Genomic DNA, 13054 nt, shown 5'->3' with positions numbered 1-13054 from the left:
TGAAAGATTTAGATATCCAAACTGTACTGTTGTAAATTTTTTTCAATACTACTCGTACTTAATTCTTTCATCTGGTTTTTATTCCCGTAGTACTTGCCATCAATTGTTATAAAGTGCATTGCTCTTCTTATCACAACTCCTAGATTTTTTAAACCTTTAAGAGTTAGCGTTGAAGTCTTTCTTATTTTTAAAATTCTTTTTACAGATGTCAGTCCTATTCCAGGAACTCTGAGTAGTGTTTCAGGTGGAGCCTGTTGAATTTCAACTGGAAATAGACAGATATTTCTTAATGCCCAATCAAGTTTTGGATCTATTTTTTCATCCAGTAAAGGTTTTTCTTCTGAAACAATTTCTTCAACCTGAAACCCGTAATATCTTATAAGCCAGTCTGCCTGATATAGCCTGTGTTCTCTAATCAAAGGAGGTTTTGATAGTTGCGGTAGTCTTGGATCATCATTTACAGGCATATATGCTGAGTAATAGACTCTTTTAAGTTTACTATTATTTTTGTAGAGATTCTCAGTTAATTTAAGAACCTGAAAATCAGTATCTGAAGTAGCTCCAACTATTAACTGAGTGGTCTGAGTCTGTATGGTTTTTCCTTTGTTTTCAATAATGCTATTAATTTTTTCAACAGTTTTTAGAATCGAATGCAGATTTTTTTCAGGAGCTATTAATGAAAGAGATTCCTCAGTTGGCAACTCCAGATTGATACTGACTCTGTCTGCAAGTTTAACCGCCTCTTCAATAGAGGCTTCATCTGAATCAGGGACGATTTTTAAATGAATATAACCTTTGAATTGATACCGGGTTCGTAAAAATTTTGCAGTAGTTATCATCATATCCATTGTTTTTCTGGAATTACCGATTATACCTGAGCTTAGAAATACACCTTCAATTTGTTTTTTTCTGTAAAATTCATAGACAATGCGACTTAATTCATCAGGCAGAATAATGGTTCTTGGGATATCATTCCTTTTTCTATTTAAGCAATAAGCACAATCATTTATACAAAAATTTGTAAGTAATACTTTAAGAAGCGGTATACATCTTCCATTAGATGTCCATATATTATGTATTCCGAACTTTGAGAAACTTTCTTTTTTTGAAAAATTTTTTCTATCAAATGATGGTGAACAGGAAACATCAAATTTTGCACCATTTGTAAGAAGGGACAATTTATCATAAATATCAGGAACCCTTTTTACTAACATTGCAACTTTATATTAACATTTTTTAAAAAAGAAGACAGATACAGTTTAACTTTAAGTTTTTAGAAGGTTAATAAATGAAATAGGTAGAGCTACTGGTTTATTTTTGCCATTAATACATATATGATATGTTTTACCTTCCACTATTTTTTCTCTGTCTCTAAAAACTTCATAATTAAATACAATAGCTCTTGATTTTAAATCACTTATAAAAGTTTTGACAGTAAGAAGGTCGTCATACTTTGCTGGTTTAAAATATTTTACGTAAAATTCAACTACAGGAAGATGATAACCATTTTCTTCGAGCTCACGATAAGTAAATCCTTTTTCTCTTAAATACTCTGTTCTTGCTTTCTCAAAGAAAATAGCATAATTCCCATAATATACAATTCCAAATTTATCAGTATCTGCATATTTGACTCTGACAGGAATATCAATGACTTTTTTTGATTGCATTTTATAAAAATTATACCACAAAACTCTGAGAGGAAACACGTAGGGGAAAGTTGACCATTATAAAAAAGTTATTGATTTGAAATTTTTATTGCAGTAAAATAATCTAAAAAAGGAGGTCAAAATGCAAAGTAAGATAGCTACTGCTTTAAAAATGGATTTAAATCCTGTTGCAATTATATGGTCAGATAAAAAACCAGATAATGCCTTGCAATTTAAAGAAGGTAAATGGGGATGCGTTATGTGGATGTTAGTTAATGCTGTCAAAGGTAAAGTAGCAGTTTTTGATAGAAAAACTTATGGATGCTGGGGTGGAGGAGTTGGTTTAGGCTTTGGTAATATTTACATGGATTTTCCCGGTGGAATAGAGTGTTTTTATTATTTCATTTCTATAGGGAACAAACAATGGCATACAGGTCAGACTGTTGCCGAAAATATTAAACCCTATGCCACAAAAGAGTTTCTTAATGAGTTTCTTGAGGGTGAGAGATTTTTAAAGTCTCCTGATGTTGTTAAAAAATTTTTAGAACAATTACCAATGATAGATATTCCAACAGAATATGTAATATTTAAACCATTAAAAGAAGTAAGTACAGAAGAAGAAAAACCCGCTGTAATTGTTTTTCCTGTAAATCCTCATCAACTTTCAGCTTTAGTAGTTCTTGCTAATTATGGAAGAGAAAGTTTTAACAATGTAATAATACCGTGGGGTGCAGGATGTCAGACAATTGGAATTTATGCTTATAACGAAATGAAATCGAATCCTCAAAAAGCAGTCATTGGACTTACAGACCTTTCAGCAAGAAAGAATGTAAGAAGGCAGCTTGGGGACAATTTGTTTACATTTACAGTTCCATATGAAATGTTTTTAGAAATGGAAGAAAATGTAAAAGAAAGTTTTCTTGAAAGACCTTTATGGCAGAGTCTTGTTGATACTGATAAATAAAAAATTTTGGTTAATGATGACTTGGTTTAGCTCTTAACCGAACATGTTATCAGGCAAGTAAAATTTTTATATCTTAATTTTTATTTAGAGTTTGAATGAAAAGATGACGAAGGGTTTCTGCTACTTCTAGAATTTTTTTACTCATAGAGCGCCCGAATTCTGTATTTTCAGGTTGAATTGCGACTATAAAGATTTTACATGTAATTTTTGCTTTTATATAATCAATACAATGTTTGAGATTTGTTTGATGACTTGATATTCCTGTATATTCTTCTAAATCAGTTTCCCGCATAAAAACTACAGAACCGGGTTTTTGATTCATATGTACGGCATCAATAAAAATGACTGTTTCTGGTTTATTTTCTACTATTTTTTCGATAAATCTTTCAGGTTGGTCTTCACAGTCTATTAAAATTGCCCGCAATTTATTATTTAACTCTTTCACAATATATGAACCAACAGCATCATCTCCTCTTAGAGGATTTCCTATTCCTGCAATGACAACTTTGCCTTTAACATTTTTTAAAAATTCATTCAATTTCAATTTGTTCAGATACTAGAGGTTTTATTTTCTTTTTTGATATACCAAGTGCTTGAGCAATTCCAAAAATGATCGCTTCTGGACGTGGGGGACATCCAGGAATATATAAATTTACAGGAATTACTTTATCAACTCCACCAACTACATTATAACTGTCAAACCATATACCTCCTGCTGTAGCGCATGAGCCAAGAGCAATAACTATTTTTGGTTCAGGTGTTGCTTCATAAACTGACTTTACAAAATCAACAGTAGGACGCGTTACCGGTCCTGATATAACCAGAGCATCCGCATGTCTTGGAGAACTCACAGCTTTCATTCCAAATCTTTCAATATCATAATATGGAGTAAGAACGTCAAGAAGTTCTATATCACAGCCATTACATGCTCCTGTATTTACATGAAAAATCCATATTGATTTTTTCAGTGCTTTTTGGGCTAGTTTTTTAAGCAATGACATTGTAGCCTCCTTTAACCTGCAATTTTAATAATTCCTCGAGTTGCACTATCTATAAGAGGATAAATAATCTCTGGATAAATCCCAAATAATATGATTAAAACTGCACAAGTCAATGTACAGAAAATTATTGTAAAAGGTATAAAACTCTTTTGAGCCTTATTATGTTCATTTTTCTGCCAGAATATATATATAGCAGTTTTTAAAAGAGCAATCACACTTATAAATTCCGCAATAATTAAAATTACAGCTGCCCATAAAAATTCTTTTGCAAGAGCTAAAAATATAGTAATTGAGCTTAAAAAACTTGCAAAAAGTGGCATTCCACCTACAGCAAGCGCTCCTATAAAAAAGGTTATGCCAATTACAGGAATTTTCCCTATTGATTCTTTTATCTCTTCTATTTTTCTGGTTCCACAGGCATAAATTATTGCACCGACAGAAAAGAATAAAACTCCTTTAATAAGAGTATGATTAACAATCTGAAACACGCCTCCAAATATTCCTTCATAGCTTTTTAAAGCCAGAGCTGCACCGATAAATCCCATTTCACTAATGCTACAGTATGCTATGAGTTTTTTAATGTCTTTTTGATTAAAAGCTAAAAGAGCACCCAACAGCATACTTAATGCTGCAAGAATTATCACTAAAATTTTTATCTCTTCATAATGAAAAGCAAAAATTGTAACTGTTCGTGCCAATCCATAAAATCCCATTTTTGTTACCGCTCCAGCCAGAAATACTGTTACAGCTGAAGGTGCTTCTGCATATGCATCTGGAAGCCAGAGGTGAAAGGGTATTAAGCCAGATTTTGTAAAAAATCCAATAATAAATAGCACAGCACATATTAAAGCTATAGTATAAGGTAAATTACTAACAGCCTGTCCAATATTGTTTATCATTACAGGCTTGCCTGTTGCATAGAAAAGCAGAATAATTCCCAACAAGCTGAAAAGAATTCCAACATTAACAAAGATAAGATATTTAAAGCCAGCTTTCAAAGTCGCTTTATTTAAGTTAAAAACAATTAGATAAACAGCAAGAATGCTGCTTAACTCAAGAGTAATGTAAACCCAGAAAAGATTATTTAAAATAAATGCAAGATTCATAAACCCAGTTGAAAGAAGAATTACGCCGTAATAAACATGAAATTTTTCCTTTTTATGAAAGTAGAGTTTTTCAATATATCTGGCAGAGTAAGAAATAACTAAAAGAGCAACAGCTTCTACCATAAATTGCATTAAAATACTAAATCCATCAATATAAAAGGATTCTTCATATAACAGTAATGTATTGTTATTTAAAGTTATATAATGCCAGTATGAAGATGTGGAAACTACAGATAGAATTATTGCAAAAAATGAGATGCCTTCTTTTATAAAACCCTTTTTCCCAAAAAGAAAAATCAACAAAGATGCAAGCATAGGAGCAATAAAACTTAAGGAAAATATTATTGATTCAAAGCTCATTGCTCACTCCTCTGAGAGCTTGATTCTTTAAATTTTTTAATTTCTTCCTGAAGAAAAACTTCATTTAATCTGAGAATAAGGTAAACCAGGAAAATTATGGCAACAACAAAGTTAAATGTTAAAGAAATTTCAATAAATTTGGACATATGAGGAATCATGCTGATTATTAACAAATGAATTCCATTTTCAATTATAAAGAAGCTGACAATCATTTTTACAAGGTCTTTTTTGGAAATAAAAAGATAAAATCCATAAACAAAAAGAGTAAGTCCGCATGAAAAGCTTGAAAGCGCCTGAGGAATAACTGATGCTTTCAAAATTTCAATAAAATGATAACCTACAGAAAGTATAACTATTGATAGTGCTATGGAAAGAGGATGAATTATAGATGGTCTGACTTCTGCTTCGAGTCTTTTCCTAAGACACCTGAGCAAAAAAATAGGCATTAATACAGCTCTTACAATAAAGTCAATTATCCCTATCAAATAAAGAGAAGGAATATTATTAATATATGCAAGAGAAAAAATTGCGATAACGATAAAAACACTATGAGGTATGAGGATTAGAGATGAAAACTTCAAATTCTTAGCTTCTCCTGCAAGAAATGTAAAGAACAAAATTGTAATATAAATCATTTCCATCTTTACACTCCTAAAAGGGCCAGAAATATAGATGTTAGAGAAAATAAAGCCAGTGTTAAATTGTATTTCAATGCCTGATCAATTCTCAATCTCGGATTCAAAGCCTCAATAAGTGTGCTTATAAAAATAATTACTGTAAGCTTGAAAAGTGTAATTACTATATTCAATAAAAAATTAGTTGTAATTGGCCATGGACAAAAAATTTGCGTGAAAACAAGACAGAATAAAACCTGCCTTGACATATTTGACCATTTAACACATGCATACTTTGGACCACTTAGTTCAATCAGAACTCCCTCTGCGATTTCTTGTTCTGCTTCTGATATATCAAATGGAATCTTACCAATCAATGCCTGAAGTGAAAGAAATACACAGACAGTTGCCAGAAGCATTGAAACATTTGGCCCATTTGTATAATACCAGCTAACGATATCTCCAATTCTAAATGAGCCAGCATTTATAGCACCTGTTATGAGAGCAATTGCCAGAATTGGTTCTACTGAAAGATGTAACATCATCTTACGAGATGCTCCAATGTAAGCAAATGGATTCTCTGATGCAGAGGCAGTAATAATTATCGCTATTCCAACAACTGTTATGATATAAATGAACAGAAATATATCTCCCCAGAAGTTTAAAGGTGGGATTAAATCTGTTATTGGAATTAAAAGAGATGCCATTCCAACGCTCACAACTGAAAGATACGGTGAAAGCCTGAAAAGTGGATTTATGGTAGATTTCAAATCTTCCTTACCCATGAGTTTAATGATGTCATAATATGATTGAAGTGGCGGAGGTCCTACTCTTCCATGTATCAATGCCCTTACTTTTCTTGTAAATCCATCAAAAAATGGAGACAGTATTAAAACGATAAATAAGTTCACAATTGATGAGTAGATAATAAATCCGAAGTTCATATTCTGCCTCCTGCCAGATACACCATTAAAACAATTACAAAAATACTGCCAGCTATCAGCCATATGATATACTTTTCAGTTATATACTTATATATTGTATTGAGTTTTTCAGCCAATTTTGAGAACTGTTTAGCACATGGATAATAAAGCCATTCATCCATATTAAATATTTTTAAAAAGCATTTCGGTAGAGAAAATCTGATTGGAGGAAGATTAACGGGATAAAATCCTTTAAATTGAATTTTTCCTATTCTGAAGCTAACCATATCTTTGAAAGGCTGATAAAAACTGTGCCCTCTATATGTTACTTCTTCTGCAAGATGTTCTTTGCCACCATACCATGTCTGAACCTCTCTTTTTGGTGCTTGAGCATATTTTTCAAAAGAAAAGATTATAACACAAAGAATTAGTATAGGAATCATGACAAAGATAGGAAACCAGCTACCTGCGAGGCAGTCTTTACAAAAATTAATATCTGCTCCTGCAATATTGCCTGTAAAAACTGATGAAAATTCTGGTAATGATATTCCAGTTGAGGCAACTACTGCATTATAAACAATGTTTAATGGAATTAAAGGGAACAATCCTGTAAAAAGACAGATAAAGGCAAGCATGAGCTGGGGGACATTCATACTCCATGGTAATTTTCTTTTTTGTTCTAACATATCCGGAAGTTTTCCCATAAAAGCAGAATTTACAAATTTCAGAAAGGATGCAAGCGTCACAGCAGATATAAAGATAGAAATAATTCCAGATATTATAAATACGATTCTTATCAATAAAAAAACTTCTGATTGTTTTGCTGACCATATTGAGGATTCAAAAATAAGAAGTTTGGATACAAAACCATTAAAAGGTGGTACTCCAGCAATGGAAAGTGAACCAATCAGAGCGGTTATTCCGGCAAGAGGCATTACCTTTATTAATCCTTCAACTTTATTCAAATCAGTGGTTTTTGTTTTATAAAAAATTGAACCTGCATTGAGAAATAACAGGCTTTTATATATTGAATTGTTTAAAACATGAAATAATCCTCCAACCATTGCTACGGTGCCTAAGAAAGGATTAATGTTTATGAAATAAATTCCAACACCGATTCCCAACAGCATGTATCCAACCTGTCCGATTGCATGAAATGACATAAGTCTTTTTGTTTCATCCTGTGTAAGAGCAGCGATTGTTCCAACAAAAATTGAAATAGTTCCTGCAACTGCTACTATCAATCCCCATATCTGACTGTTGAGTGTTATTGGGGTTACAGAGCAAAAAAATCTTAAAATAGCGTATACTGCAAGCTTTGACATAACACCACCAAAAAAAGAAGATGCTGATGATGGAGGCTGTGGGTAAGCATTTGGTAGCCAGAATCCGAAAGGTAAAACTCCAGCTTTTGTAATAAAAGCTATAAAAATACAGAATAAAATAAACTGTGCAAGAGCAGGCTGTGTATTTATAAGTAGTGAAAAGCCTTTTTTTATCTCTGTAAAAGAAAAATCATTGCTGTATGAATAAAGTATTACTGAAGCAAGAATCAGGAATGCTGTTGCTACATGAGTTGCAATAAAATATTGAAGTCCTCCTTTGATGGCTGATTTCTTTTCTCTGTCAAATACAATCAGAAACCATGAGCTTAAAGTCATCAACTCCCAGAACACTATGAAAAAGAGAATGTCTTTTATGCAAACAACTCCGATCGATGAGATAAAAAGTAACATCAAAAATGGATAAAATTTTATCGGAGAGTGTGATTCATAGGCATTTAGATATTTCCAAGAAAATAAAGAGACGCAGAATGAAATTAAAGAAATTATTAAAAGAAACAGAGCAGAAAGGGAATCTATGCTCAAAAGAAAAGAGGAATTAATCAAAGGCTTGAGTGAAAAAATTGTCTGTTCAACCAGTTTGTTTCCAATAACAATATCTATCGCTGGATAAAACAGACATATTGAGGAACTCAAACTTAAAATAGATGCAGAAAATCCGGCGACAGATTTATTTTTAATAAAACAGGTACCTACCGTTGAAACAATCAGAGCAACAAATGAAGCATATATGTAACTTAGATGCTCCATCAATATCCTCCAAATAAAGCTTTCACAAATGGATATCCAATTAGCGGTGATATAACACTCAGAATTAAAAGGCAGATTAAACTAACATTCATAGAGAATGGAATATTATTATTAGCCTTAATAACTTTTTCTGATGCTTCTCCAAAGAAAACCCTGTGTCCGACAAAAATATACCAGCAAAAAGCAAGAATGCTTTCAAAGATTGCAAGTAAACCAAAAGTATTAGTAATGCTATTTTTAAGCTCAAAAGCTCCTGTAAAAATCATAAACTTACTCCAGAATCCTGAAAATGGAGGAACTCCGACTATAGCAAACATTCCAGCAAGAAAACATGCAGTAAAAAGAGGGAACTTTTTTGAAACTCCCTTAAGTTCTTTGATACTTTTTGAACCTGTTGCATAAGCAATTGCACCCACTGAAAGGAAAAGAAGTCCCTTTGCAAATCCATGATTTATTATATGAAAAACTCCACCCATGCCTCCTGTTTTTGAGCCAAGCATTCCAAGTGAAACACCAAATAGAATATATCCAAGATGTCCTATAGTTGAGTAGGCAAGCAATTTTTTTAAATCATCCTGAAAATAATATAAAATTACTGAAACAATCATTGTTAAGATAGCAATTGTTCCCATTAAGAATGCAGGATTTCCCGATAATGTTGCATTTGAGATATAAGTTCTAGCCATTAAATAAACTCCTGCTTTAACCATTGCAGCTGCATGAAGATAGGCACTTACTGGTGTTGGTGCAACCATTGCATCTGGAAGCCATGTAAAGAGAGGTATCTGAGCTGATTTGGCAGATGCTGCAAAAAATAAAAGTGTAAAAACAATAAATTTAGAATTTGTGGATAATAAATCAAGACAGGAAAAATCAAATGATTGTAGTTGGGTGTACATAATTGCTAATGCAACAAGAAAACATAAGCCACCAATATGAGTCATAATAAATGCTTTAAGACCAGAAAATGAAGCTTTTTTATCCTTTGTATATGAAATTAATGCCCATGAACAGAGTGTTGTTATCTCCCAGAAAAAAAATACCTGCAAAAAATTATTAGCTGTAACAATTCCTATCATGGCACCAATAAAAAGAAGCATAAGAAAATAGTAACTTCCATAGGGTTGATAAAAAGCATGATCAGCATTCAAAGGAGACATGTATCCAAGAGAGTAAAAAATTACAAAAAAGCCTACAACAGTTATAAGAATGAGCATGATTGAGGTTAACGGGTCACAGAGAAGTCCAAAAATTGACTCTGTATTTAACCATTTAAACAGTGAAACATCATAAGAAATCATGATTTTTGAAAAAGAGATTTCATATAAACTGAAAATGCTGAATATAACTGTAATAAGGGCTATTATAGAAGCGATAATTCCTGATAATCTCCCTCTGAATATATATGCCAGACCGCATCCAATAAATGGAGTAATTAATGCTAAAATTAGAAAATTCAAGAGGGAGAACCTCCTCCTGTTTGCATCTTTCTTTTGCATTCAGGACAGATTTTAAGCTTATTAATATCCTCTTCTGTTTTGTCCTTTAACCTTTCAATTTGCTTATTTAACATATTTAAAGATGTAAAAGGTTTACCACAAACTGTACATTGAACCATTTTTATTTTAATTATAATCTCAAGGTCCTTTTTATTGTCAGTTGCAAGTTCAAACTCATGGGTTATATGTATTGCTTTTTCTGGACATGATTGTGCGCATCTTCCACAGTATATACATCTGCCAGCAGTAAACATCACTGTTCTTTCATCTTCCGTATTTTCAATTTTAATCAATCTTGATGGACATGTTCTTACACAACTTCCACATCCTATGCATTTATTTGCATCCACCTCAAGCCTTCCTCTTAAGTTTTCAGGTGGAGTAACAGGAACAAAAGGGTAGGGTCTGGTTATTTTTTTTTGTCTTGATGAAAGTAGCAGGGCTTTTATCTTGCTTTTAAACATCTTTTGAGTTCCTCAACAGAATAGACTCTGGGAATCTTTTTCCTTATATCAATAGCCTCATATCTTTCTGTGCAGGAAAAACATGGATCAATACTGCCAATTATTAAAGGAGCATCAGCTATTGAGGCACCTTTAAGCATAATTGACAGAGCTTGATAGTTCTGATATGATGGAGCACGTACACTCCATCGATATGGTCTTCCATCAGGACCTGTCATAACGTAGTGAAAAAGTTGTCCTCTTGGTGCTTCTATGTAGGATATTGCTTCTTTCCAGGGCTCAATTTTTGAAATCTTTATTGATGTAGGACCCTCAGGAATATTTTCAATAATCTGTTTGAGAATACTTATTGATATTAAAATTTCTTCCAGTCTGATAATTGTTCTTGCCCATACATCTCCTGATTTATTCAATGGAACTCTAAAACTTAACATAGGATATGCAGCATAAGGAAAGTTAATTCTCATATCAATATTTACTCCAGAAGCTCTTGCAACAGGACCGCATACACAATATTTTTTTGCATCATTCTGTGTTAAAACCCCAACATTTTTAAACCTTAACTGTATAACTTCATCATCAAGAATAATTTCTCTTAACTGTATCACTTCCTTTTCTATCTGAGAAATGATTCCTTCCATATCTTTTAGATGTTGAGGAAGTACATTGATTGTCACTCCTCCAACAATATTTATTCCATATGTTTTTCTATTACCAGTAATCATTTCACACAAATACATAACCGGTTCACGAATTCTCCATGCCTGCATAAAGAGTGTATCAAACCCTACAATATGAGCCGCGAGTCCAATCCATAAAAGATGACTATGAAGTCTCTCAAGTTCAAGAAACATGCTACGTATAAATTTTGCTCTTACTGGAATTTCTATACCACCGGCTTTTTCAACTGCCTGACAGTATGCGCAGGAGTGAACAAAGCCACATATACCACAGATTCTTTCTGCAAGAAATGGAATCTGTTGATAATTTAGTGCACTTTCAGCAAGTTTTTCAATCCCTCTATGAACATAAAATCCTCTGTAGTCAAAATCAACAATTTCTTCTCCATCAACAATAAGCCTGAAATATGCAGGCTCTTCAAGAGATGGATAAAATGGACCAATAGGTATAACTGTTTTTCCTTCTTCTGGTTTTTTGAGTGCAACTGGCTGTTTTACTTCAGGAGGACTGATATTATATTGAAAATTTTTTCTTAATGGATGAATTCCTTCTGGCCAGTCGTCAGAAAGCACTAACCTTCTAGGATCAGGATGCCCTTCAAACTTAATTCCAAAAAGATCATTACATTCTCTTTCAGACCAGATTACTGCTGGCGTTATTTCAGAAACTGAAGAGATTGAAGGAGTTAATGGATCAATTTCAACTTTTACTATAATATTTAAATTATCCTGTAAAATGGAAAAAAAATAATTAAGCTCGATTTTATTTTTCTGACTTATGAAATCAATTGCAGTAAGATGGATAAATCTTGCTCCCTGTATTTCAAGCAGTTTTGCAACTTCTTTTATTTGAGATGGTTCTGTACGAATAACAATATTTTTTTCATCAATTGTTTCAATGTTACTGCTTATATAAATTAATGTTTCTTTAAAATTTTTCATGTTTAAATTTAAACTAAAAGATTAAAAAAGTTCAAATAATAATTATTAATATTAAAATAATATCTTTTTGTTATAATTAAAAAAACTTTTGAGGGGATAACCATGAAAATATTGATTGTTTATTACAGTACATTCGGTAATACCTATAAGATGGCAAAGTTAATTGCGGAAGGGGTTAAAGAATCAGGTGGAGAACCTATCATAAGAAGATGTCCTGAACTTATACCGGATCACATTATAAATTCGAGACCTGATATGCAAGCTGGTCGAGATATACAAAAAGACGTTCCTGTTATAACAATTGATGATTTTAAAAGTGCTGATGGATATGCTTTCGGTACTCCTACAAGATTTGGCAATGTATCTGCACAACTTAAAAATGTTATTGATCAGCTTGGACCACTATGGATACAGAAAATATTTGAAGGAAAACCTGCAGGAGTTTTTGTTTCAACAGGAACAATGCATGGTGGACAGGAAACCACTATTCTTACATTCATGACTGTACTACTACATCTCGGTTTTGTTATTGTTGGGGTTCCCTATTCTGTACCTGACCTTTATCTTACAAAAGGCGGTGGTTCTCCTTATGGTCCAGGGCATGTAGCAGAGGCTGAAAATAAAAGAGAAATTGATGACAATGAAGCAAATATATGTAAGGCTTTTGGTAGAAGGCTAACAGAGATTACAAAAAAATTAAAAAGTTGACAACTTAAATTTTTATTTGTATAGTATTTAATAAATAATCTAAATTAAGTAGGA

13 protein-coding genes are annotated in these 13054 nt (G+C 32.5%); 2 read left to right on the top strand and 11 right to left on the bottom strand.

Going from position 1 to position 13054, the window contains the following annotated elements; genetic code table 11:
* Positions 1-8: 8 nt before the first annotated feature.
* Together G581_RS0106070 and G581_RS0106065 are read right to left on the bottom strand one after the other, a co-directional pair.
* A complete protein-coding gene (locus G581_RS0106070) occupies positions 9-1214 on the bottom strand; it encodes a putative DNA modification/repair radical SAM protein (RefSeq protein WP_028845057.1) in 1206 nt (401 codons plus the stop codon).
* Between the two features lie 51 nt (positions 1215-1265).
* Positions 1266-1667 (bottom strand): acyl-CoA thioesterase, encoded by a 402-nt coding sequence (locus G581_RS0106065; protein WP_028845056.1) that lies wholly within the window; start codon positions 1665-1667, stop codon positions 1266-1268.
* A 121-nt stretch (positions 1668-1788) separates the two neighbouring features.
* Here G581_RS0106065 and G581_RS0106060 point away from each other — a divergent pair, with 121 nt between their 5' ends.
* Positions 1789-2610 (top strand): DUF169 domain-containing protein, encoded by an 822-nt coding sequence (locus G581_RS0106060; protein ID WP_028845055.1) that lies wholly within the window; start codon positions 1789-1791, stop codon positions 2608-2610.
* A 73-nt stretch (positions 2611-2683) separates the two neighbouring features.
* Here the strand turns inward: G581_RS0106060 and G581_RS0106055 are convergent, their stop codons facing one another.
* The 9 genes from G581_RS0106055 to G581_RS0106015 are packed head-to-tail and all read right to left on the bottom strand — an operon-like array spanning position 2684 to position 12292.
* Complete coding sequence (locus G581_RS0106055) at positions 2684-3148, bottom strand: hydrogenase 3 maturation endopeptidase HyCI (protein WP_169368402.1); 465 nt, start codon at positions 3146-3148, stop codon at positions 2684-2686.
* A complete protein-coding gene (locus G581_RS10820; RefSeq protein ID WP_038065301.1) occupies positions 3141-3611 on the bottom strand; it encodes an NADH-quinone oxidoreductase subunit B family protein in 471 nt (156 codons plus the stop codon). Before G581_RS10820 ends, G581_RS0106055 begins: the two co-directional genes overlap by 8 nt.
* Before the next feature lie 11 nt (positions 3612-3622).
* Positions 3623-5077 carry a complex I subunit 5 family protein gene (locus G581_RS0106045; RefSeq protein ID WP_028845053.1) on the bottom strand — a complete coding sequence of 485 codons (1455 nt, stop codon included), beginning with the start codon at positions 5075-5077 and terminating at the stop codon, positions 3623-3625.
* Complete coding sequence (locus G581_RS0106040) at positions 5074-5718, bottom strand: hypothetical protein (RefSeq protein WP_028845052.1); 645 nt, start codon at positions 5716-5718, stop codon at positions 5074-5076. The genes G581_RS0106045 and G581_RS0106040 overlap by 4 nt, the downstream gene beginning before the upstream one ends.
* A 2-nt stretch (positions 5719-5720) precedes the next feature.
* A complete protein-coding gene (locus G581_RS0106035; RefSeq protein ID WP_028845051.1) occupies positions 5721-6635 on the bottom strand; it encodes a respiratory chain complex I subunit 1 family protein in 915 nt (304 codons plus the stop codon).
* Positions 6632-8707 carry a complex I subunit 5 family protein gene (locus G581_RS0106030; protein ID WP_028845050.1) on the bottom strand — a complete coding sequence of 692 codons (2076 nt, stop codon included), beginning with the start codon at positions 8705-8707 and terminating at the stop codon, positions 6632-6634. The genes G581_RS0106035 and G581_RS0106030 overlap by 4 nt, the downstream gene beginning before the upstream one ends.
* Complete coding sequence (locus G581_RS10815; protein WP_051178955.1) at positions 8707-10167, bottom strand: hydrogenase 4 subunit D; 1461 nt, start codon at positions 10165-10167, stop codon at positions 8707-8709. The genes G581_RS0106030 and G581_RS10815 overlap by 1 nt, the downstream gene beginning before the upstream one ends.
* On the bottom strand, positions 10164-10670 hold the full coding sequence (locus tag G581_RS0106020) for a 4Fe-4S dicluster domain-containing protein (protein WP_038065299.1): 507 nt from the start codon (positions 10668-10670) through the stop codon (positions 10164-10166). The genes G581_RS10815 and G581_RS0106020 overlap by 4 nt, the downstream gene beginning before the upstream one ends.
* Entirely contained in the window at positions 10652-12292 is a 1641-nt protein-coding gene (locus tag G581_RS0106015; protein ID WP_028845048.1) for an NADH-quinone oxidoreductase subunit D-related protein, read from the bottom strand. The genes G581_RS0106020 and G581_RS0106015 overlap by 19 nt, the downstream gene beginning before the upstream one ends.
* Before the next feature lie 102 nt (positions 12293-12394).
* Between G581_RS0106015 and wrbA the strand changes: the two genes are divergently transcribed.
* The gene (gene wrbA, locus G581_RS0106010) at positions 12395-13000 is read left to right on the top strand and encodes an NAD(P)H:quinone oxidoreductase (protein WP_028845047.1); all 606 of its coding nucleotides are present in this window, start codon (positions 12395-12397) and stop codon (positions 12998-13000) included.
* The last annotated feature ends 54 nt before the right edge of the window (positions 13001-13054 follow it).

It is taken from the genome of Thermodesulfovibrio thiophilus DSM 17215 (assembly GCF_000423865.1).
Lineage (GTDB): Bacteria > Nitrospirota > Thermodesulfovibrionia > Thermodesulfovibrionales > Thermodesulfovibrionaceae > Thermodesulfovibrio > Thermodesulfovibrio thiophilus.
The sequence above is the reverse complement of the archived record's forward strand: the minus strand, read 5'-3'. Positions and strand labels throughout refer to the sequence as shown.

Excerpts from the sequence above, each read along its gene's own strand:
- wrbA (WP_028845047.1), top strand. The coding sequence starts at position 12,395 with ATGAAAATATTGATTGTTTATTACAGTACATTCGGTAATACCTATAAG.
- G581_RS0106015 (WP_028845048.1), bottom strand. The coding sequence starts at position 12,292 with ATGAAAAATTTTAAAGAAACATTAATTTATATAAGCAGTAACATTGAA.
- G581_RS0106040 (WP_028845052.1), bottom strand. The coding sequence starts at position 5,718 with ATGGAAATGATTTATATTACAATTTTGTTCTTTACATTTCTTGCAGGA.
- G581_RS0106030 (WP_028845050.1), bottom strand. The coding sequence starts at position 8,707 with ATGGAGCATCTAAGTTACATATATGCTTCATTTGTTGCTCTGATTGTT.
- G581_RS0106065 (WP_028845056.1), bottom strand. The coding sequence starts at position 1,667 with ATGCAATCAAAAAAAGTCATTGATATTCCTGTCAGAGTCAAATATGCA.
- G581_RS10820 (WP_038065301.1), bottom strand. The coding sequence starts at position 3,611 with ATGTCATTGCTTAAAAAACTAGCCCAAAAAGCACTGAAAAAATCAATA.
- G581_RS0106060 (WP_028845055.1), top strand. The coding sequence starts at position 1,789 with ATGCAAAGTAAGATAGCTACTGCTTTAAAAATGGATTTAAATCCTGTT.
- G581_RS0106020 (WP_038065299.1), bottom strand. The coding sequence starts at position 10,670 with ATGTTTAAAAGCAAGATAAAAGCCCTGCTACTTTCATCAAGACAAAAA.
- G581_RS0106070 (WP_028845057.1), bottom strand. The coding sequence starts at position 1,214 with ATGTTAGTAAAAAGGGTTCCTGATATTTATGATAAATTGTCCCTTCTT.
- G581_RS0106035 (WP_028845051.1), bottom strand. The coding sequence starts at position 6,635 with ATGAACTTCGGATTTATTATCTACTCATCAATTGTGAACTTATTTATC.
- G581_RS0106045 (WP_028845053.1), bottom strand. The coding sequence starts at position 5,077 with ATGAGCTTTGAATCAATAATATTTTCCTTAAGTTTTATTGCTCCTATG.